The sequence below is a fragment of the Brucella pituitosa genome, assembly GCF_965577835.1.
GTDB classification, from domain to species: domain Bacteria; phylum Pseudomonadota; class Alphaproteobacteria; order Rhizobiales; family Rhizobiaceae; genus Brucella; species Brucella pituitosa.
The window spans coordinates 1,342,324-1,364,180 of sequence record NZ_OZ264092.1; the positions used below are offsets into that span (position 1 = coordinate 1,342,324).

A 21,857-nucleotide genomic window follows, 5' to 3' on the forward strand; every position below is an offset into this window, starting at 1 on the left:
ATTAAACCTCCAGCTTTCGCGCAGGCTTTTGCGGCAGCGTGAGGCCAATCGGCTCGTCACGGAACAAGGCTTCATCCATGATCCTGAGCTGATCCGAAACAATCAGCGGAAACTCGGCTTGGTCCAGAATATGCGTCTGCAAATCCACACCCGGCGCGATCTCGGTCAGCACAATGCCCTCTGGCGTCAGCTTCAAAACCGCACGTTCAGTGACATAGGTAATATCCTGCCCCTGCTCGACACCGCGCGGGCCGGAGAAAGTGACATGCTCAACCTCATTAACGAGCTTTTTGAGCTTGCCTTCCTTCTCGATCACCAGCTTACCGTCAGCGACTGACAATTTCGCCCCTGCATTGAACATGCCAGAGAAGACAATCTTCTTGGCCCTTGCAGTAATATCGACAAAACCGCCAGCGCCAGCAGTCACATGCGGACGGAATGAAAGCTTCGACACATTGACCGAGCCATCGCGTCCGATCTCAAGGAAGGACAACAGCGAGGCGTCGAAGCCCGCGCCCTGAAAATAAGTGAACTGATAGGGCGACGGCATATAGGCATCAGCATTCGATGCGCAACCAAAGGCAAAGTCGAGAAGCGGCACGCCACCAACTGCACCCTGCTCTATCACCCAGGTGACCGCACCGTGCAGGCCCTCTTCCAACAGAATGCGCGGCACATTGGCGGAAATGCCGAAGCCAAGATTAACCGCACTTCCTGCCTGCAATTCCTGCGCGACACGCCGCGCAATCGCCTTCTGAATATTGAACTCAGGCAAGCGGAATGTATCAAGCGGACGGAAAATCTCGCCGGAAATCGCCGGATCATAAAGCGTCTGCGTTGTCTGCTTCTGGTCGGGATCAACCACGATATAATCAACCAGAACGCCGGGAACGCGCACATCATGCGGTTTCAGCGTGCCTTCCTTGGCAATGCGCTTCACCTGCGCAATGACGATACCGCCATTGTTGCGCGCAGCCAGCGACTGATCCAACCCGCCGAGATAAGCGCCCTCATGTTCATAGGTGAGATTGCCGCGTTCATCCGCAGTTGTGGCGCGGATGATGGTCACATGTGGCACGATATTGGGGAAATAGAGCCAGTCCTCACCTTCAAAATTGACATGTTTGACGACCGGCTCCTCGCGCGCCTTGTCGTTCATTGCCGATCCCTGACGCTTGGGATCAACGAAAGTATCAAGCCCCACCTTGGTCAGCACACCGGGGCGCTTTGCGGCAGCTTCACGGTGCATATCGAACAAAATGCCGGACGGAATATTATAGGCCGGAATCTCATTATTGGTGATCATCTGCCAGATTAGCGGCGGTTCGGCGCTTGATGGTCCGGAAGGATATGAGCCGCCGATGATCTTTTTGAGAAGCCCCTTTTTGGCGATGTAATCGACACCCTTGATGCCGCTCATATCGCCCGCAGCAATCGGGTGCAGCGTGGTGATATTTTGGGGATGACCGGTTTCATCAAAACGCTCGCCAATGGCCTTCAGCATCATATCCGGACAGCCGAGGCCACTGGATGAAGAAACAGAAACGACAGCGTTGTCGGGAATAAGTGATGCTGCTTCCGCAAAGGAAATATGTTTGCTCATAACTTTAAAGTCCTGAATGAACGGCAGTAGCCTTACCGGTCTTTGCGGCCTCAAGCACAGCAAGCCCGGTCGCCAGCGACCAGATGCCGTCCTCCAGTGTTGCCGATGGCTGGCCCTGGCCCGCAATCGCATCATGGAAAGCCTGCAAGGCGGTTTCGTAGAGATTTTTCTGATCAAGCAGCAATTCGTGCTCACCGTCCTTGTCACGCAAAATGACGGTTCCCACCGGCTTTTGCGTCATGACATTGCGTGCAATGAGCGAGCCTTCGCTGCCATGTACCTCGAAGCCGGTTTCCGCATATTTGGTGGTGAAAGCATCGTGGAACTGAGCGATGACGCCGGATGGAAACCGCAAAACGCCCATCACGCCATCTTCCAGTCCTTCGCCGCTGAGGCCCCCTTGCTGGCTGAAAGCCAAGGCCTCGACTGGGTTTTCACCCAGCACAAAGCGCAATGTATCGGCATCATGCACGGTAATATCGAGGATCACACCGCCGCCGGCGTCGGGCCGCTCGATACGCCAGCCCTGCAAATGCGGCGGCAGATAAACCGCATGAAAAACCCGCGCGCCCAGCACCTTGCCGATCTTGCCCTTGGCAATGGCATCGTGCATGGCGCGATGGCTTGCGGCATTGCGCAGATGATGGTTGGTACCGGCCACAACGCCCGCTTCACGCACGGCTTTCAGCATTTGGTGCGCGTCATCAAGCGTCAGTGCCAGCGGCTTTTCACAGAGAATATGCTTGCCTGCTTTGGCGGCAGCAATCGCCTGATCGCGATGCAATTCATTGGTGGTGGAGATATAGACTGCGTCGATTTCCGGATCGGACAACAGCGCATCAAGGCTTGTCACGGAACGGGCAATGCCGTTTTCGCGGGCATAGGTTTCGCCACGCTCAGCATTGGTGCTGTAAACGGAAACGACTTCGCCACCGGTGGCGCGAATGGCTCCGATCACCCATTCTTTTGCAATGGTGCTTGCGCCTATAAGGCCCCACTTTGCCATTCGAATTTCTCCTCCTGTTTTCTGAACGGCGCACCACAACTTGCACGCACCGCAAGACGCACCGACAAGCGCTGCGCCTCCGCCTCCACTCGTTCAGAATTGATCTGTTTCAGCAAAAGCTGCGCCGCACGTTCTCCCAAACCTTGCGGATCGACAGCCACAGTTGTCAGTGCCGGAACAGCGGTCTTTGCTTCGATCACATCGTCAAAACCGACCACACCGAAATCTCGGCCCGGCTCCAGTTGCGCGCCGCGCAAACCATCACAGACACCAAAAGCCACAGCATCGTTAAAGCAAACAGTTGCCGTCGGCTTCATGCCCTGCCGCAGCATCTGCTCCAGTGCTTCAACACCGCCAGCACGAGAGGGAGCGGAGGTGAAGACCAGCGCATCATCAAACACGATGCCCGCCTGCTCAAGTCCCGCACGATAGCCCGCAACTCTTTCAGCAAAAACAGCGGTATCCGCATAACCGCCCATGAAAGCGATAACGCTGTGCCCCAGAGACACCAAATGCTCGACAGCCTTTGAAACACCACCACGATTGTCCGAAACGATGGATGACACACCCGCTCCCGGCACATCGCGCACCATCTGCACAACCGGCAGGCCACTTTTTGCCAATGGTTTCAGATCATTAGCCTCGGTTCCACGCGCTGGCGAAACAATCAGCCCGGCAATGCCATGCTCGCGCATTGAGGCAATCACTTCGCGCTGCCGGTCAATGCTTTCCGCCGTATTGGCGAGAAACTGCACATAACCCGCCGACTGCATGACGCGATCAACACCCACCGCAAGCTCGGCAAAGAAGCTGTTGGTCAGGTCATTGACCACAAGCCCGATGATCTTCGACTTCGCCTGACGGAGATTGGCAGCCGAACGGTTATAGACATAACCGAGCTTCTCAATCGCTTCCTGAACCTTGGCGCGGGTTTCGGCATGAACAAGCGGGCTGTCGCGGAGCACAAGCGAGACGGTCGATTTCGACACGCCTGCTTCGCGTGCAATATCGATGACCGTAATGCTGCTCTTGCTCATGCCAATCTCCTGTTCGTGTCATTTAATTGGAACGTTCCAAATTTGTCAACGGTTTTGAACAGCATCAGGAAAGCCGTGAAACCGCGCGCATAATACGGTTTGAAATTCGGATTTTAGCGCCAATTTTCAAATTTTATGTACATACAGCGTCCATTTTCCATATTTCACAAGAAACCTTCTATTTTTACGAAGTATCGCCTTATTTGACCTCATCTTGATAATTGGAACGATCTAAATTAAAGATATGACTATTCGTATGGAGGAGTGATATGAGCGCATTGTCTGAAAATGTGTTGGCCCTGCCGTGTGCTGACGGAAGCCTCAGGCCTTATCGCTTAGTCGGCACACCGACACCAAGACCGGTCTCACCTCCACATTTCAACCGCATTGCCTATGCCGCAGCGCATGTGGTTTCCGATCCGTTGAAAGATACCCGCCCATGGAACGATCCGGCAATAGACTGGGATGCGACCATGGCTTTCCGGCATCATCTCTGGAGCCTCGGTTTTCAGATAGCGGAAGCGATGGATACGTCGCAGCGCGGTATGGGCCTGAACTGGGCGGGCGCGCAGGAGCTGATCCGTCGCTCACTGGCAGAAAGCAAGACCGTAGCGGGCGCTGATCTCGCGAGCGGTGCAGGCACTGACCACCTTGATCCCGCCGATGCGAAAAGCCTTGATGACGTCATCAAGGCCTATGAGACACAGGCCGGGTTCATCGAAAAGCATGGCGGGCGTTTCATCCTGATGGCAAGCCGTGCCCTGGCGCGCATCGCCAGATCGCCCGACGATTATGCCAAGGTCTATGGCCGAATTCTCGGTCAGGCGCGGGAAAAAGTCGTGCTGCACTGGTTGGGCGATATGTTCGATCCGCAGCTTAAAGGCTATTGGGGTTCGGAAAATTTCGACAATGCGCTTGATACGGTGATAGGCATCATTAGAGCCCATCGCGACAAGGTGGAAGGCATCAAAATCTCGCTGCTGGAAGAGCGCTACGAAATCGCGTTACGCGACCGCCTGCCGGAGGGTGTGCTCTGTTTCACGGGCGACGATTTCAACTATGCGCCGCTCATCGAAGGCGACGGAAACAAGCACAGTCATGCGCTGCTCGGTATCTTTGATGCGGTCGCACCACAGGCGTCCAGCGCGCTCGCGGCACTGGCCGCAGGCGACAATGCCCGCTTCCGCGCCATCATCGAGCCGACCGTGCCGCTATCGCGGAAAATCTTTGAAGCACCGACGCAATATTACAAAGCAGGCGTTGTGTTTCTCGCCTGGCTCAATGGACACCAAAGCCATTTCACCATGCCCGCCGGAATGCAGTCGGCGCGTGGCATTTCGCATTACGCGGACATATTCCGTCTTGCCGATCAGGCCAATGTTCTCGACCAGCCAGACCTCGCCATCCGCCGCATGAAACAGCTTCTGGCGATTTACGGCGTGGAATGAAAACAGGCGGTGGTCAATTTCTGCGCATGTCTTTAAGGGTACTTACCGCCAGCCAAGTGCTGGCGCAACATGCTTGAGGATCGACTCGATTACATGCGCGTTGTAGTCGACACCAAGCTGGTTCGGCACCGTGAGAAGCAGCGTATCGGCTTCAGCAATCGCCTCATCCTTTTCGAGTTGCTTGATGAGCTTATCCGGTTCAGCCGCGTAGGAGCGGCCAAAGACGGCTCTCAAATCCTCTTCAATATAGCCGATGGAATCCTGCTCGTTGCTACCGCCACCAAAATATGCGCGATCACGATCATCGACCAATGCGAAGATGCTGCGGCTCACCGAAACACGTGGCGTGCGGGTGTGGCCCGCTTCTTTCCAGGCTTCACGATAGGCGCGGATCTGCTTGGCCTGCTGAATATGCAAAGGTTCGCCAGACTCGTCCTTCTTCAAGGTCGAGCTTTGCAGGTTCATGCCAAGCTTTCCGGCCCAGATTGCGGTTGCGTCCGAGGCAGCGCCCCACCAGATACGATCTCTGAGACCTTCCGAATGCGGCTCGATGCGCAGCAGACCGGGAGGGTTCGGAAACATTGGCCGTGGGTTCGGCTGGGCAAAGCCTTCGCCTTTCAGCGCTTCGAAGAACGCCTCGCCATGCTGACGGCCCATATCGGCATCGGTCTTACCCTCTTCCGGCGCATAACCGAAATAACGCCAGCCATCGATCACCTGTTCCGGCGAGCCGCGGCTGATACCGAGCTGCAGACGGCCCTTGGAGATCAGGTCCGCAGCACTGGCATCTTCAACCATATAGAACGGGTTTTCATACCGCATATCGATGACGGCAGTACCGATCTCAATCTTGCTCGTCCTGGCACCTACCGCTGCAAGCAACGGAAATGGCGAGGCAAGCTGGCGCGCAAAATGATGCACACGGAAATATGCGCCGTCCGCGCCCAGTTCCTCGGCGGCAACAGCAAGGTCAATCGATTGCAGAAGCGCATCGCTTGCGGAACGGGTTCCCGATTGCGGCGATGGCGACCAATGGCCAAATGAAAGAAAGCCGATTTTTTTCATGACTATGTTCCTCAGAGCGTACTCCGACCGGCGTGAAACGTTGACCGGCAGGATTATGCTTCAAACGTTGTGCAGTGGCACTTTTCATCAGTTTTGTCAGAATATGGCGGCAGGCGATAGTCATTGAAAGGGCCCTGAACACAGTGTTCATGAAAAGGAATATAACGGGCAGTGGATTGCCCGATACTGACAACGTGCGGGCAACGCGAGGACAACACGTTGACAGCCCAAACAGACCAGATTAAGCCTCGATATGAGGCGGATTGGCCTTCCATCCCAACATAGAGTTTGGGCCCAACATAGAGTTTGGGATTGGATGAAAGGTCAATGTCCACAAAATGCCCAAACAGGCAGCGCACTAAAACAGGGGAGATTTTTATGCGTTCTATGCTTCTGGCCTTGCTGGCCGCAACGGCTATCGCCACTTCGGCACAGGCCAAGGATGTAACGGTTGCCGTTACTGCTATCGTTGAACATCCGGCACTTGATGCTGCGCGCGACGGCGTGAAGGATGCGCTGGCTGAAGCCGGTTTCAAGGAAGGCGAAAATCTCAAATTCGTCTATCAGTCCGCTCAGGGTAATCCGGCAACAGCCGCCCAGATCGCACGCCAGTTCGTTGGCGAAGCTCCGGACGTCATCGTTCCGATCTCGACACCTTCTGCACAGGCCGTTGTTTCCGCAACGCGTGATATTCCGATTGTCTTCACCGCCGTTTCCGATCCGCTTGGCGCACAGCTCGTCAAGGACATGGCAAAGCCGGGTGGCAATGTAACCGGCCTTTCCGACATGTCGCCAGTTGTTGAGCACATCAAGCTCATCAAGGAAGTGATGCCGAACATCAAAAAGCTTGGCTATCTCTATAATTCCGGTGAAACCAACTCCGTGTCGCTTCTGGCAGCACTGAAGGAAGCCGCTTCCGCCGAAGGCATCGAAATCGTGGAATCGGCTGCCACCAAGTCGGCTGAAGTTCAGGGTGCAGCGCGCGCCCTCGTCGGCCGCGCGGACGCTATGTATGTTCCGACCGACAACACCATCGTTTCGGCTCTGGAAAGCGCCGTCGGTGTTGCTGAAGAAAGCAAACTGCCGCTCTTCACCGCGGATACGGATTCCGTCAAGCGCGGTGCGCTCGCGGCTCTCGGCTTCAACTATTACGACGTTGGCAAGCAGACCGGCGCTGTCGTTGTGAAAATCCTCAACGGCGAAAAGCCAGGCGATATCGCTGTCGACATCGCAAAGGGCACCGACCTCGTCATCAATCTTGCTGCAGCCAAGAAGATGGGCGTCGAATTCCCGCAGGCTGTTATCGACCGCGCAACCAGCAAGGTCGAATGATCGGTCTCCAGATATAATTGCAAAGGGCGGGATGATCTCCCGCCCTTTTCTTTGAAATCTCTTTCCAACAGTTGAGCCTTTAAAATGCCTGCCATTCGTATCCTTCCTGCTGATGACAACACCAATGGCTGGAGCAAGATACTGCCTGCGCGCACGCCGCGCGCAGCGCTCAAAGGCGATATCAAGGCCGACTGGATTGTGCTGGGTGCTGGCTATGCAGGTGTTGCCGCCGCAAGAAGGCTGGCCGAGAACCGCCCCAACGACCAGATTGCATTGATCGATGCGCAGGAGGTCGGAAAAGGCACATCCGGGCGCGCTGCGGGTTTTGCCATCGATCTGCCGCACAATGTCAGTTCTTCGATGGAGGAGCTGGCTAAGTCGCACAGCTACCGTGCGCTGGCGCGTGCCGCTATCGACCATCTCAAACAGCAGATTGACCAGCACGGCATCGACTGCGACTGGCGACAGGACGGAAAGTTTCACGCAGCGGTTTCCGATCAGGGGATGCGTGAGGTTCTCGAACCAACCGTCAAAGAGCTCGAACGCCTAAAAGAGCCCTTCGACTGGCTGGAAGGCGATGCTCTGGCTAAAAGGCTCGGCACCAGCCATTTCAAAGCAGCGATTTTCACCTATGGCACCTCGCTTTTAAACCCGGCAGCTCTGGTGCGTGGCCTCGCCGACAGCCTGCCCGACAATGTTACTCTTTATGAGAACTCTGCCGTGACCAAAATCGAGTATGGCGACCGCATTCTCATCACCACGCCAAAAGGCAGCATTCAGGCACCTGCCATGATCCTGACGGTCAACGGCTTCGGTGAGCAGTTCGGCTTTTTCAGGCGCAAGCTTTTGAATTTCGCAGCCCATGCGAGCCTCAGCCGACAACTCACCAATGACGAGTACAAAGCCATCGGCGAAATCGAGCCCTGGGGCCTGACGCCGGCCAATTCCTTTGCCGGTATCACCATGCGTTTGACATCAGATCGGCGCATACTGGTCCGGCAGAACGTGCATTTCTGCCCGTCGCTGCGCCAGTCGAATGTGCGGCGTGAAACAATCAAGCGTGAGCATAAACGGCTTTTCGATGAGCGTTTCCCGATGCTGTCAAACGTCGATATGGAACACACATGGACGGGCTTCATCTGCCTGTCGCGCAATGGCGCTCCGGGTTTCGGCCAGATCGCCAAGAATGTTTACACCTCGCTTTGCCAGAACGGCGTCGGCATCACCAAAGGCACGATAGGCGGCATTCTTGCAGCCGATATGGCCTGCGATATCGATAATCCGATGATCGACGACATGCTGAAGCTTGGCAGCCCGACCGAGCTGCCACCACGACCATTCCTCGATATCGGCGTGCGCGCGCGATTTGCCTGGGAGTTGTGGCGTGCGCGCGGCGAAGTGTGAGCGAAATCAAGTGAGCCGGATGTTGTAACAGGCCCACAGAATGGTGCTTTTTGGCGCATTTGCAGCGATAATGCTTGCTTATTGGAGCTTTTGGGTTGTATCGGGAAAAAGACAGAGCCAGAACAATCGCAAGCAATAAAATTGCGCATGAAAAACCGGGGAATGGTTCCAAAGGCAAATGTGTTTGGAACAAACTCAAATCAAAACCGGTCGTGATTGAAACAGGTCTTTCGGACATGAAAAGGCAGATGCCTGAATGTGCGAAAGCCAGTGAATCTATGTGCCTCGAATGGTGCGTTTTCATTTTCAATGACGGCAAAGAACAAGGAATCTCAATGTGAGTCAGATCGCCTTCTGGGGTGCGGTCGAATTGGGCCTCGTCTTCTCTTTTGTCGCCATCGGCGTCTATCTGGCTTTCCGCGTGCTCGATTTCCCCGATCTGACCGTGGATGGCTCGTTTCCGCTTGGTGCGGCCGTAACCGGCGTTCTGATCCTTGCTGGCTGGAATCCATGGCTTTCCGCCGGTGTTGCGATGATTGCAGGCTCGATTGCCGGTCTGGTGACTGCGACGCTCAATGTGCGCTTCAAGATCCTCAACCTGCTGGCTTCCATTCTGACGATGATTGCACTGTTCTCGGTCAATCTGCGCGTCATGGGCCGCCCGAATATAGCACTGATTAATCAGGATACGATGCTGTCTCCGTTTTTCGGTCACGGCATCCCTGAATATTATGTGCGTCCGGCCTTCCTGTTCGTTCTGGTTGCAATCACGGTATTCCTCGTCTGGCGCTTCCTTGAAAGCGACATGGGCCTCGCCATGCGTGCAACCGGTGCCAATCCTAAAATGGCCCGCGCGCAGGGCGTACGCACTGATCGCCAGATTTATCTTGGCATGGCGCTCTCCAACGCGCTCGTGGCACTTGGCGGCTCGCTTTTCGCCCAGACAAACGGCTTTGCAGACGTGACCTCCGGCGTTGGCACCATCGTTGTTGGTCTTGCCGCTGTGATCATCGGTGAAACATTGCTGCGCTCGCGTCTCATCCTCGTCATTCTCATTGGCTGTGTTGCCGGTTCGATCATCTACCGCATCGCTATCCAGCTCGCACTTTCCAATGGCAGTATCGTCGGGCTTCAGGCTTCCGATCTCAATATCGCCACAGCGCTTCTCGTCACCTTCGCACTGATCTTGCCGCGCCTGCGCCGTGGAGGAGCATCATCATGATCGAAGTTTCCAATCTCGAAGTCATTTTCGGTCGTGGAACACCGCTTGAAAAACAGGTGCTCAACAAGATCAACCTGACGATGGAGCAAGGCTCTTTCGTGACCGTGATCGGCTCCAACGGCGCTGGCAAATCGACAATGCTTGGCGTTCTGGCAGGCGATGTCATCCCCACCGCAGGCAAGGTCGTGATCAGCGGACAGGATGTGACCCGCAAGTCCACTGCCGAGCGCGCCGGTCTTGTGGCACGTGTGTTTCAGGATCCGCTTGCGGGCAGCTGCGGCACGCTGACGATTGAGGAAAATCTGGCACTGGCTGCATCGCGTGGAACACGCCGTGGCCTGACCCATGCGCTCAATTCCAAGCGTCGCGAATGGTTCCGCGAACGCGTGGCAAGCCTCAATCTCGGCCTTGAAAACCGCATGCAGGATCGCATGGAGCTTCTCTCTGGCGGTCAGCGTCAGGCGCTCTCGCTGATCATGGCCACTCTCGCCGGTTCAGAAGTGCTGCTGCTTGATGAGCATACAGCAGCCCTTGATCCGGGCATGGCTGAATTCGTCATGGAACTGACCCGCACATTGGTTGCCGAAAACAAGCTGACAGCACTCATGGTCACGCATTCCATGCGTCAGGCGCTCGACTATGGCGACCGCACCATCATGCTGCATGGTGGCAAGATCCTGCTCGATGTGACAGGCGACAAGCGCAAGACGCTCGGTGTTGAAGACCTCATCGAAATGTTCCGCAAAGTGCGCGGACAGACACTCGATGACGATGCTTTGCTGATCGAATAATATTACAAACAGCTTTGTTTCACAGCCGCCGCTCAGTTTGACCGGCGGCTGTTTCGTTTGAAAACGAATTGCGCTACTTAATCCTAATGGCGCAAAAGAAAGCACACGAAGTCGATCAGTTTATTGGAAAGCCGAGCAGCTCGTTTCCGGTGGTGCTGCTCTACGGCCCTGATAAGGGACTGGTAAGCGAACGTGCGCGCCGCTATGCGAAGGCCACCAAACTGCCGCTGGATGATCCCTTCGCCGTCATCCGCATGGAAGCCGACGAGATCGATGCTGATCCCGCAAAGCTCGCCGATGAGGCACGCACAATCTCCATGTTTGGTGGCGAGCGGCTTATCTGGATCAAGAATGCAGCCGGGCAGAAGAAGCTTGCCGATGCTGTGAAACTTTTGGCAACAGAGCCGCCGCGTGAAACATATATTCTGGTGGAAGCCGGCGACCTCAAGAAGGGTGCTGGTCTGCGCAGTGCTGTCGAGAACGCGACCGCTGGCATGGCCCTGCCCTGCTATTCAGACGATGCACGCGGTATCGATGGCGTGATTGACGACGTTCTGGCCGAATGGAAAATGCAGATCACGATGGATGGGCGTCAGCTGTTGCGGGCGAGCCTTGGCGGTGATCGTCTGGCCACGCGTGGCGAGCTGGAAAAGCTTTGCCTCTATGCGCGCGGCAAAGAACGCATCGATATAGACGATGTGCGGGAAGCCGTTGGCGATGTGGCCGGGCTTTCGACCGACGAAGTAGTGGATGCTGTTCTGAACGGCGATCTGTCGCGTTTTGAGACGACATTTGATCGCGTCGTGAAATCGGGAACCGCACCGTTTCTGGTTCTGAACACAGCGGCGCGCCAATTCCAGCAGATACAAAACCTCCGCCATATCGCGGACACCGAACGCAAAAGTGCTTCTGTCGTGGTAGCTTCTGCGCGTCCGCCGGTCTTCTTCAATCGCAAGAAGCTGATTGAAAATGCCGTCAGTCGCTGGAATGCGGAAAGCCTTTCCCGCGTGATGGAACGCCTGCAACGCGCCGTTCTCGAAAGCCGTCAAAATGCGGCACTGGCTGTTCCGATCATTCGCCAGTGCCTGCTCGCCATTTCTGTTGAAGCCGTGAAACTATCGCGCCGCTAAGCTGATTCTTTCAAGCAACACGGCTCTATTGCAAAAATTTATGGATCAATGCGTTGCATCGGCGATCACAGTCAAATGATTCTGATCGACATCGTACTTTGCTATCATTTATTTCTGATAATGCAGGCTCAGATTGTAAGCCAGCTATAATGGCATATATAAAGTATGACGCAAACATCAAAATAGCGTTCTTTGAACATCGGACTATACATCGCTATAAAAACCAAAATCCAATTATTCAATTAAACTAAAACAAGCTATTTATTTACTGTTACAACCATACCATCTATATATATAGTAACCTTTTTCTTATTGCTAACAACTTTTGCTTTATCTGTTTTTATTTCAGTGTTACCAACTTTAATGGAAACATTGCCATCGAATTGCATTGTTGTTTTTGTAATTGATTTTGAAGTGTCCGATTCAATTTTTAATGGCGTATCTATTCCCTTTGTATTTTCTGCATTTGCGCCAGATATAGATGCAAAGGCAGAAACTAAACAAATTGTTAATATTTTACCGATGTGCATTTTCTACTCCTAATACTATTGAAACTAAATAAAATTTGGTTCTAACTTAAAAATAAATTAATAAATCATATTTATAAGTTAATATAAATTTATATAATCCTAAATTAAGGCGGTAAATAGTAATAAATAGCTACCATATGATTTTATTTTAACTAAATAATATTTATTTTGACTAATTTCTCCGCGAAGGGTTCCCACTTTCCACGACATGTTTTGGGCTAATTGTTTCACGTTTCATCACGCCTTATCCCAGTTTAAGCTGTGGGCTTCCTGATATTTGAACCACAGTGAAATGAGCCAGCCACCAAAATAACCTGCTGAAGCGCCCGATACGGCAGCTGTAATCAGCATCAAAGTGGATTGTTCCTGCGGATAGAACGCATTGAGCACTGCCAGAACATATTGCGCACAGAAGAAGATCAGATTGCGGATCAGCGGCAAAGTCGTTCCGGCACTCTCGATACGCTTGTTCTCGCGATCAACCGCGATAATACGCGGCCCCGTAAGATACCCGACAGGTGCCAGCACAAGCAGTCCCACAAACCATGCGATCAGAAATGAACCGAACTGGTCCGAACCACGATCAAAATGCAAGAAGCCTGCAGCGATGAAGATCACCGGCACAAACAGCATTCTCCAAACTGTCACCGTTTGTGTTTCACGTCCCTTGATCCCCGCGATGATGAGATAAGCGAGCAGCCCCCAAACATAGACAGGCGTGTGAATGATAATTTGCGTCAGCATTTCCATAGATACGGTATCTCCCCAGCCCGGCTATCCAAAAGCAATATTTCAATAATATAAGACTTGTCGAAAGTCCGGCAGAAACCACTTTGGGCATTAAAAAGCCGCGATAATTTAGCAATCGATCAATAGCGCGTGACCACTCTTTCCCAATCTTGAGCTTGTTAGCGCACCGAACAAGACTTCCTATGGTTCAATTTCATAGCTGAAATGACAACCACAACTTTGTCGTTGATCCAGTTTCTCTATAAGTCATTGGAATGAAAGAATGATCGGCTGCATCCCTCCAATTCTTCTGCTCATGCTAGGCGCTTTGCTTGGTTGGCTGATCGGCGGTGATTATGGCGCCTTCTGGGGAAGCGCGGTTGGCGTTATCATCGGCGTCATCCTGATGATAACTATCGTCTTTTCGCTGATCAAAGCGCGCGGTCGATAAAACGAAAAAGCCGTGAAACAAATGTTCCACGGCCTCAAAGTCTGATTTCTAAACAGATGTCGTCAGCTCTGCAGGCGACGGCAGATTTCGTCGAGCTGCTCAAGAGAGCTGTAACGAACTTTAACCTCACCGCCACGCTCCCGGTGATTGATTTCGACCTTCATGCCGGTGACGTCGGAAAGCAGCTTTTCAAGCGCCTTTGTATCGGCATCTTTCTCAATCGGCGCGCTCTTACCCGGCTTTGGCTCAGCACCGCTGCGCGCTTGTGACAGCGCTTCGACCTGACGAACAGACAGACCTTCCTTGACCACGCGCTCCGCCAAAGCTGTCGGATCTTCCATGGTGATGAGGCTACGCGCATGACCGGCAGACAAAGCACCATCCGAGATGAAATCCTGCACGCGCTGCGGCAGCTTCAGAAGACGCAGCGTATTGGCCACATGGCTTCGGCTTTTACCGATCACCTGTGCAAGATCGTTCTGCGTATAATCGTGATTATCGATAAGCTGTTGATATCCCATTGCTTCTTCGACCGCATTCAGGTCGGCACGCTGAACGTTTTCAACGATTGCGATCTCAAGTGCAATGCGATCATCGACATCGCGAATGATAACCGGGATCGTATCGATGCCCGCACGCTGCGATGCGCGCCAGCGACGTTCACCAGCGATCAGCTCAAAGCGATCCGGCTCACCTGGTGCCGGACGCACGACGATTGGTTGAACAACACCGTGTTCTTTGATCGACTGCGCCAGATCTTCGAGATCTACTTCCGAGAACATGCGACGCGGGTTGCGTGGATTGCGCGTGACGAACTCAATTGGAACGTTACGCTCGCTGCTGATCGGCACCTTGCGTTCTTCCGCCGGGCGGTCGATTTCACCAATCAGTGCGGCCAAGCCGCGGCCAAGGCGCTTTTTTGAAGGATCGTCGTTCATCGTCGGCAGTTCCTGCAATTGTTACGTAGTCGAATCGATCAAGTGCCCCATTTGGGGAACACTCACTAATTATGCGGCTTTAAGCTGCCGCTCCCGCTGGATGACTTCCGATGCGAGCTGCAAATAAGCCTGACTGCCAGCACATTTCAAATCATAGAGAATAGCTGGCTTGCCGTGGGATGGTGCTTCCGACACCCGCACATTGCGTGGGATAACGGTGCGATAGACCTTCTCGCCCATGAAGGCGCGAACATCATCGACAACCTGCGAGGCGAGATTGTTACGGCTGTCGAACATTGTCAGGACAATTCCCTGAATTGTCAGCTCTGAATTAATGCTCGACCGTACCTGATCAACGGTCTGCAGAAGCTGGCTCAGACCTTCCAGTGCAAAGAATTCACACTGCAGGGGAACCATAACTGAATCCGCTGCAGCCATTGCATTCAGCGTCAGCAAATTCAATGATGGCGGGCAATCAACCAGAATGTAAGAGAACTTGTCAGCAACAGCGGAATCAAAGCGCAATGCATCGCGCAAGCGACGTGTACGATCAGGTGCCTGTGCTATTTCCATCTCGATACCGAGAAGATCGAGTGTCGAAGGAACGATATAAAGGTTTGGAACATCGCTCTGCATGGCCGCCTCATTTGCAGAGGCCGCCTGCGTCAGCACGTCATAAGACGAAAGCGGACGGTTAAGGCGATCAATTCCGAGGCCAGTACTGGCATTTCCCTGCGGGTCGAGGTCCACGATCAGCACAGTTTCGCCAATGGCTGCAAGTGCTGTCGCAAGGTTAATGGCTGTCGTTGTCTTACCAACGCCACCCTTCTGATTTGCAATGGTTATGATCCTGGATCTTTTGCTCATTACCGTCGCCCTGCTGCTTTCTGTCATATCGATTCCGGAATAACTGGGCCGGATTAACCGGAGATGCGTCGCAGATTGCTGATCTCAAGTATCACCGAGCTATTATCGATAGCACTTTCATGTTGTACCAGATCGAAACTCCAGCCGACACGGCTTTCATCGATTTCTCTCTGGTAATCCCGACCTTTTTGAAAAAGTGCCTTTGAACCACTGGTTAACCAGGGCTCGGCAAGCTTGAAAAGATCGCTCAACGAGGCGAGTGCACGGGCTGTTACGATATCCGGCACATCGATTTTATCCCACATAGCTTCAATACGTGCGGAGTGAATGCGTGCTGGCACAGTCAAATGACCAGCTGCGGTACGAAGGAAAGCCGCTTTTTTTCCCGCACTTTCAACAAGATCAATCGAAGCGCCGGGAGATTCTTTCAGAAAACAGGCAGTTACAATACCGGGGAAGCCGCCACCAGAACCAAGATCGAGCCATCGCTTTGCATCTGATGCAAGCGGAAATAGTTGTGCGCTATCGAGAATATGGCGGTTCCAGAGATCAGCAAGTGTCGAAGGAGATGCCAGATTGATGGCCGATGACCACTTGCGGAACTGCTCTTCAAAGGCAATCAACCGATCCGTTGTTTCACGTGAAACATCAGGCACAATCGATTTCAAGCTCGAATAACGTCTATCCACAGTCATGCTACGCCCTTTTCGGCGCTTAGTTCAGCCGCCGCACGTTCGCGCGCGCCGTGCTTCTTGATATGCGTAATAAGCAATGCAAGCGCTGCCGGTGTAATACCTTCAACGCGTTGCGCCTCGGCAATCGTCTCAGGCTTACGCTGCTTGAGCTTGGCTTTAAGCTCATTGGAAAGACCCGAGATCGCATCGAAATCCAATGTCGCTGGAATGAAAAGCCGTTCCTCGCGTTCCATCACAGCGATATCGCTTTGCTGGCGATCCATATAAACCGAGTATTGTGCTTCGATTTCCAGCGCTTCCCGCGTAATAGAATCAATTGCATTCAAGTCTGGCCAGATCGCCTGCAGCTTCTGCAAATCGATATCCGGATAAGACAGAAGATCATAGGCTGAGCGACGCACACCGTCCTGATTAAGATGAAGGTCATGTCGGCTTGCCTGATTTGGTGTGATAGTCAGCTCTTTAGTCATTCTACGCGCCAAGGACAAAGCATCCTGACGGGCAGCAAACTTTTCGCGGCGATCGCTGCCGAGAATACCGAGCTGATCCGCCAGAGGTGTCAGTCGCTGATCCGCATTGTCAGCACGCAACGACAGACGGAACTCCGCGCGTGATGTAAACATGCGATAAGGTTCGCTCACACCTCTGGAAGTCAGATCATCGACCATGACGCCGATATAAGCTTCGGTACGCTGTATGATAATTGGATCGCTGCCCCCTGCCCGCTTGGCGGCATTGAGGCCAGCGAGAAGTCCCTGCGCTCCCGCTTCTTCGTAGCCTGTGGTGCCATTGATCTGCCCTGCAAGGAAAAGCCCGGTGACGCGTCGTGTCTCCAGACTGCGCTTCAACTCACGCGGATCAATAAAATCATATTCAATAGCGTATCCCGGCTGAAGCATAATCGCCTTCTCCAGACCTGGAATAGTCGCGAGGTAGGCGAGTTGGACCTCTTCAGGCAGCGACGTCGAAATTCCGTTCGGATAAACAGTGTGGTCGTCCAGTCCTTCTGGTTCCAGAAAGATCTGATGTCCATCCCGGTCCCCGAACTTGACGATCTTGTCTTCCACCGATGGACAATAGCGTGGACCGATCCCTTCGATAGAACCGGAATACATCGCCGACCGATGAAGATTGGCACGAATTATGGCGTGGGTTTCAGGCGTCGTGCGGGTAATACCGCAATCAATCTGCGGTGTCGTGATCTTATCCGTCATCAGAGAAAACGGAACCGGGTCCTCGTCTGCAGACTGCATATCAAGGCTCTGCCAGTCGATTGTCCGTCCATCGAGACGCGGCGGCGTCCCTGTCTTAAGCCGACCAACTGCAAAGCCAAGATCACGCAAAGTATCAGAAAGGCCCAGCGCAGGCTTTTCGCCCATGCGTCCGGCAGGGATCTTCTTTTCGCCAATATGGATAAGGCCGTTCAGGAACGTACCAGTGGTCAATACAACTGCGGCACAAGAGAGCTCGCGACCATCGCCAAGAACGACGCCGGAAATGCTTCCATCGGTGATGCGAATGTCGGAAGCGCCACCCTCAACAACCGTAAGTTTCTCCTGCTCAGAAATGAGTTCCTGCATCGCCAGCCGATAAAGCTTACGATCAGCCTGCGTGCGTGGACCGCGTACCGCTGGGCCTTTACGACGATTGAGCAAACGAAACTGAATACCAGCCTTATCGGCAACGCGGCCCATAAGGCCATCAAGTGCATCAATCTCGCGAACAAGATGTCCCTTTCCCAAACCACCAATGGCCGGGTTACAGGACATGATACCAATCGTATCAAAACGATGCGTCACGAGAGCAGTTCGAGCGCCAGCGCGAGCCGAAGCTGCCGCCGCCTCACAGCCCGCATGTCCACCACCAATAACAATGACATCAAAAGCTGTCACTTCGGTAGAACTCTTGGTGTTCATCCTGATGCATCCGAATCCAGTTTAGAAAGCAGTCTCTTTGACATGTTTATGCCTTCGGCGGAAGGGGTAACCCAACCAGACCGCGATCAACTCTTTGATAAATTTGATACGGAACGCGACTCACGGAAGGGAGCGGGAGTCAATAAGCCGGAGCAGATTCCACAGATGTTTCACGTGAAACATTTTTTGGAGTCATCAACCTGGCTCTCCCTGTTTCACGTGAATCACTTATTTTCCTATGCAAAACTGTGAGAAAATGACATCCAATATCTCTTCGACATCGACGTCACCGGTGATCCGGCCAAGATATTGAGAGGCGCGACGCATATTCTCCGCGCGCAGTTCCAGCGGAAGATCGTCCCGTTCGGCGGCCGTGTCGATTTCGGAAATCGTCGATTGCAGCAGATTGATATGTCTTTGACGCGTCGGGACAGCATCATTGATCAGTCCGATGCGTTCCTCGGCAAATGCCTGTAAGGCTTCCAGCAGATGGTTGAGACCACACGCAGTCTTTGTTGAAATGAGATACTGCCAAGCCGCTCTGTCACCTGTACCAAGGTCAGCTTTGGTCCCGATGGTCCAGATATCCGCACCACCATTATCTAGAGAAACAGCAATTGGATTTTGCATATCTTCAAGCAGCAAAACCAAATCCGCTTCAGCAGCGCGCTCCCGCGCGCGATCAATACCGATCTTCTCAACCTTGCTTGTGGTCTCTCGCAATCCCGCAGTATCCGTCACATAAACCGGAATGCCGCCAAGGTTCAGTTTCACCTCCAGAAGATCGCGCGTTGTGCCCGCCTCTTCTGAAATAATCGCAATCTCACGACCAGCAAGGAAATTGAGCAGGCTGGACTTACCAGCGTTCGGCGCGCCAGCAATAACCACATGTAGACCATCACGCAGCATTGCAGCGCGTTTTCCGCTCTCTATATGACGCCCAATCTCACCCTGCAGGCTTTTGAGCTGTTCCCAAACCTGCCCCGAAACGGAACCGGGGACATCGCTCTCATCAGCGAAGTCCAACTCAGCTTCAATTAAAGCCCGAGCGCGCACCAGCCTTTGGCGCCATTCCGTATAAAGTTGACGCTGTGCGCCGGAGGCAACCTGCAATGCCAGACGGCGCTGTCCTTCCGTTTCCGCGGCAATCAGATCAGCCAAACCTTCGGCGATGGTCAAATCCATCTTGCCATTGGTGAAAGCCCGACGCGTAAACTCTCCAGCTTCTGCAATTCGACAATTCGGGAAGCTACCAAGCTCCTCAAGCAGCTTTTCAACAACAGCGATACCGCCATGAAGATGGAACTCCGCGCAGTCTTCACCGGTAAAGCTGTTCGGACCGGGAAAGAAAAGCGCCAGCCCACGGTCGATGGCATCTCCATTCCGTGTGCGGAACGTCTTGTAAGCAGCATAACGCGGCTCGATCATCTTGCCAATAATCGTTTCGATTACGAATCGAACTTGTGGACCTGATATCCGAACGACTGCAACGCCCGACGGAAGGCGCCCACTCGACAAGGCAAAAATGGTGTCCTGAAGATGCTCGCGCTCGCTCATTTGATTTCCCGTTCTATATAGATGAGTACGTGATATTCATTCGTGTCAGGAAAGAAAAGGCTTATGACTGATATCAGCAGTAACCGGCTTAGCCGCGAGCCTAGTGCTTATCTTCGTCAGCATGCCGATAATCCGGTTCATTGGCAGCCTTGGGGCAAAGATGCACTGAATGCTGCACGCGAATTGAACCGCCCTATCCTGCTGTCCGTTGGTTATGCTGCCTGCCATTGGTGTCACGTCATGGCGCATGAGTCTTTCGAAGACCCAGAAGTTGCTGGCGTTATGAATAGGCTATTCGTCAATGTGAAGGTGGATCGCGAAGAACGGCCAGATATCGATCAGATTTATATGGCTGCGTTAAGTGCCATGGGCCAGCAAGGCGGGTGGCCACTCACCATGTTCCTGCGTCCTGATGGTAAACCGTTCTGGGGCGGAACCTATTTCCCGCCACAAGCGCGTCATAACCTGCCCGGCTTCGTCGATGTACTCAAAGCGGTCAATAATCTCTGGCAGGGAAATCAAGAAAAAATTAACCATAATGCCGAGGCTGTGTTCAGCCATCTGGAGGCACAACTGGCTGCACAAAGTGAAGCGCGCGCCAATGAAGTGACGCGATTTAACGAAGTTGCAGACCGTATCCATGCGATGTTCGATCCAGTGCGCGGTGGCATTGATAATGCGCCGAAGTTCCCCAACGCACCCTTCATAGATGCCTTGTGGCTGTCCTGGCTCTATAATCGCGAAGTTTCACATCGCGATATGTTCCTGCTGTCACTGAAAACGATGCTGCAAGGTGGAATCTATGACCATTTGGGTGGCGGCCTTTGTCGCTATAGTGTCGATGCTGACTGGCTGGTGCCGCATTTTGAGAAGATGCTTTATGACAATGCGCAAGTCATTCGTCATGCGACCTATGCCTATGCGGAAACGCAGGATGATTTGTTCCGTATCCGAATCGAAGAGATAATCGAGTGGCTGGTTCGGGAAATGCGGTTGCCCAATGGTGGCTTTGCATCAAGTCTCGATGCGGACAGCGAAGGCGAAGAGGGTAAATTCTATATCTTCTCAGAGGCCGAAATCGACAACGTCCTCGGCGATCAAGCGAGCGATTTCAAGAACTATTATGGCGTGAAGCCCGCAGGCAATTTTGAAAGCAACAACATTCTCAATCGCCTTCATGCCGTCAACGAAGAACCTTCGGTTCCCTCGGATATCGCGGACGCCAGGGACAAGCTTCTCGACTATCGCAATGCTCGTGTTCGACCGGGCCGCGATGAGAAAGCTTTGACAGACTGGAACGCCCTCATGATCCGCGCATTGGCTGAAGCCGGCCGCAGCTTCAAACGATCCGACTGGATTGAATATGCAGTTTCAGCCTATCGTTCGATAGGCGCATCGTTTCATGATGGGCGCATGGCGCATTGCCAAATGGATGATGTGCTGGTCTACCCCGCTCTCTCGACAGATTACGCAGCGATGATGAATGCCGCCCTTTCGCTGTTTGAAGCGACGGGTGACAGAACATTTATCCGCGATGCTATAGCTCTCAAAGAGGCGCTTGATGCAAACAATCGCGATGCATCCGGCAATTATCGGCTCTCGGCTCTCAATGCCGAGGATGTTATTCTGCGTAGCTATGGCGATTATGATGAAGCGATCCCAAGCGCGACAAGCCAGATCATCGAAGCATTCACACGACTGTTTCTCGTTACCGGAGATTTGCATCTCTATACGCAGAATGAACGTCTGGTCGAACAGGCCATGGGGCGCGCACTCGTCCAGCAATATGGCCAGATCGGCATATTGAATGCGAGCCGTTTTGCCGCCGAACCGCTGTCTCTGGTGATTGCTGATGAAAGTGTCGACGGCGAACTCAGCTTATTGGCTCAACGAATTCCCGATCCGCGTCGGGTCGATAAGTTCATTCAGTTTGAAACTGGAAAAGCGATTGAACTTCCAACTGGCGGCACCGCACATGCAGATAAACCGTCAGCGTGGCTGTGCAAGGGGCAAGTCTGCCTTGCACCAGTCGAGACCCCTGCCGCACTCGAAATCCTGCTGAGAGGCCATTCCTGATAATTTCAAAGATCGGAAAAGATAAACGCCGCGCTGATTTCTCAACGCGGCGTTTTGTTT

19 protein-coding genes are annotated in these 21,857 nt (G+C 53.3%); 8 read left to right on the forward strand and 11 right to left on the reverse strand.

The genetic code is table 11. The features are described 5' to 3' along the window. Window position 1 precedes the first annotated feature (1 nt). Genes ACSME1_RS06485 through ACSME1_RS06495 form a run of 3 tightly spaced genes read right to left on the reverse strand, consistent with a single transcriptional unit; the run spans window position 2 to window position 3,646 of the window. Window positions 2–1,603, reverse strand: a complete 1,602-nt coding sequence (locus tag ACSME1_RS06485; protein ID WP_024898476.1) for an acyl CoA:acetate/3-ketoacid CoA transferase — start codon at window positions 1,601–1,603, stop codon at window positions 2–4. A gap of 4 nt (window positions 1,604–1,607) precedes the next feature. Beyond that, window positions 1,608–2,609 (reverse strand): Gfo/Idh/MocA family protein, encoded by a 1,002-nt coding sequence (locus ACSME1_RS06490; protein WP_105705598.1) that lies wholly within the window; start codon window positions 2,607–2,609, stop codon window positions 1,608–1,610. Beyond that, window positions 2,588–3,646: a LacI family DNA-binding transcriptional regulator gene (locus ACSME1_RS06495; protein ID WP_105705597.1), complete on the reverse strand. Its 1,059-nt coding sequence runs from the start codon at window positions 3,644–3,646 to the stop codon at window positions 2,588–2,590. The genes ACSME1_RS06490 and ACSME1_RS06495 overlap by 22 nt, the downstream gene beginning before the upstream one ends. Window positions 3,647–3,915: 269 nt before the next feature. Here ACSME1_RS06495 and ACSME1_RS06500 point away from each other — a divergent pair, with 269 nt between their 5' ends. Further along, a complete protein-coding gene (locus tag ACSME1_RS06500; RefSeq protein ID WP_105705595.1) occupies window positions 3,916–5,094 on the forward strand; it encodes a dihydrodipicolinate synthase family protein in 1,179 nt (392 codons plus the stop codon). A gap of 42 nt (window positions 5,095–5,136) precedes the next feature. Here the strand turns inward: ACSME1_RS06500 and ACSME1_RS06505 are convergent, their stop codons facing one another. Next, window positions 5,137–6,159 carry an LLM class flavin-dependent oxidoreductase gene (locus tag ACSME1_RS06505; protein ID WP_100558424.1) on the reverse strand — a complete coding sequence of 341 codons (1,023 nt, stop codon included), beginning with the start codon at window positions 6,157–6,159 and terminating at the stop codon, window positions 5,137–5,139. A 378-nt stretch (window positions 6,160–6,537) separates the two neighbouring features. Here ACSME1_RS06505 and ACSME1_RS06510 point away from each other — a divergent pair, with 378 nt between their 5' ends. The 5 genes from ACSME1_RS06510 to holA all read left to right on the forward strand — a co-directional run bounded on the left by ACSME1_RS06510 (window position 6,538) and on the right by holA (window position 12,038). Beyond that, window positions 6,538–7,491 carry an ABC transporter substrate-binding protein gene (locus tag ACSME1_RS06510; protein WP_100558423.1) on the forward strand — a complete coding sequence of 318 codons (954 nt, stop codon included), beginning with the start codon at window positions 6,538–6,540 and terminating at the stop codon, window positions 7,489–7,491. 84 nt (window positions 7,492–7,575) lie between these two features. After that, window positions 7,576–8,895, forward strand: coding sequence for an NAD(P)/FAD-dependent oxidoreductase (locus tag ACSME1_RS06515; protein WP_100558422.1), 1,320 nt, complete (start codon window positions 7,576–7,578; stop codon window positions 8,893–8,895). 337 nt (window positions 8,896–9,232) lie between these two features. Next, on the forward strand, window positions 9,233–10,117 hold the full coding sequence (locus ACSME1_RS06520) for an ABC transporter permease (protein WP_024898468.1): 885 nt from the start codon (window positions 9,233–9,235) through the stop codon (window positions 10,115–10,117). Further along, on the forward strand, window positions 10,114–10,908 hold the full coding sequence (locus ACSME1_RS06525) for an ABC transporter ATP-binding protein (protein WP_024898467.1): 795 nt from the start codon (window positions 10,114–10,116) through the stop codon (window positions 10,906–10,908). Before ACSME1_RS06520 ends, ACSME1_RS06525 begins: the two co-directional genes overlap by 4 nt. A gap of 86 nt (window positions 10,909–10,994) precedes the next feature. Beyond that, entirely contained in the window at window positions 10,995–12,038 is a 1,044-nt protein-coding gene (gene holA, locus ACSME1_RS06530; protein WP_024898466.1) for a DNA polymerase III subunit delta, read from the forward strand. Between the two features lie 257 nt (window positions 12,039–12,295). Here the strand turns inward: holA and ACSME1_RS06535 are convergent, their stop codons facing one another. Together ACSME1_RS06535 and ACSME1_RS06540 are read right to left on the reverse strand one after the other, a co-directional pair. Then, window positions 12,296–12,568, reverse strand: coding sequence for an LptA/OstA family protein (locus ACSME1_RS06535; protein WP_024898465.1), 273 nt, complete (start codon window positions 12,566–12,568; stop codon window positions 12,296–12,298). 237 nt (window positions 12,569–12,805) lie between these two features. Then, on the reverse strand, window positions 12,806–13,318 hold the full coding sequence (locus ACSME1_RS06540; RefSeq protein ID WP_024898464.1) for a DUF6622 family protein: 513 nt from the start codon (window positions 13,316–13,318) through the stop codon (window positions 12,806–12,808). 262 nt (window positions 13,319–13,580) lie between these two features. Here ACSME1_RS06540 and ACSME1_RS06545 point away from each other — a divergent pair, with 262 nt between their 5' ends. Continuing rightward, complete coding sequence (locus ACSME1_RS06545) at window positions 13,581–13,748, forward strand: hypothetical protein (protein WP_161662547.1); 168 nt, start codon at window positions 13,581–13,583, stop codon at window positions 13,746–13,748. A gap of 62 nt (window positions 13,749–13,810) precedes the next feature. Here the strand turns inward: ACSME1_RS06545 and ACSME1_RS06550 are convergent, their stop codons facing one another. From ACSME1_RS06550 to mnmE, 5 genes are all read right to left on the reverse strand, one after another. Next, the gene (locus ACSME1_RS06550; RefSeq protein WP_024898463.1) at window positions 13,811–14,686 is read right to left on the reverse strand and encodes a ParB/RepB/Spo0J family partition protein; all 876 of its coding nucleotides are present in this window, start codon (window positions 14,684–14,686) and stop codon (window positions 13,811–13,813) included. A 69-nt stretch (window positions 14,687–14,755) separates the two neighbouring features. Continuing rightward, window positions 14,756–15,553 (reverse strand): ParA family protein, encoded by a 798-nt coding sequence (locus ACSME1_RS06555; RefSeq protein WP_024898462.1) that lies wholly within the window; start codon window positions 15,551–15,553, stop codon window positions 14,756–14,758. A 53-nt stretch (window positions 15,554–15,606) separates the two neighbouring features. Continuing rightward, the gene (gene rsmG / locus ACSME1_RS06560) at window positions 15,607–16,248 is read right to left on the reverse strand and encodes a 16S rRNA (guanine(527)-N(7))-methyltransferase RsmG (protein ID WP_105705594.1); all 642 of its coding nucleotides are present in this window, start codon (window positions 16,246–16,248) and stop codon (window positions 15,607–15,609) included. Then, complete coding sequence (gene mnmG, locus ACSME1_RS06565) at window positions 16,245–18,164, reverse strand: tRNA uridine-5-carboxymethylaminomethyl(34) synthesis enzyme MnmG (RefSeq protein ID WP_105705593.1); 1,920 nt, start codon at window positions 18,162–18,164, stop codon at window positions 16,245–16,247. Before mnmG ends, rsmG begins: the two co-directional genes overlap by 4 nt. 228 nt (window positions 18,165–18,392) lie before the next feature. Further along, on the reverse strand, window positions 18,393–19,721 hold the full coding sequence (mnmE, locus tag ACSME1_RS06570; RefSeq protein WP_105705591.1) for a tRNA uridine-5-carboxymethylaminomethyl(34) synthesis GTPase MnmE: 1,329 nt from the start codon (window positions 19,719–19,721) through the stop codon (window positions 18,393–18,395). 63 nt (window positions 19,722–19,784) lie between these two features. On the opposite strand from mnmE, the gene ACSME1_RS06575 reads away from it, so the two are divergent. Further along, window positions 19,785–21,797: a thioredoxin domain-containing protein gene (locus ACSME1_RS06575; protein ID WP_105705590.1), complete on the forward strand. Its 2,013-nt coding sequence runs from the start codon at window positions 19,785–19,787 to the stop codon at window positions 21,795–21,797. The last annotated feature ends 60 nt before the right edge of the window (window positions 21,798–21,857 follow it).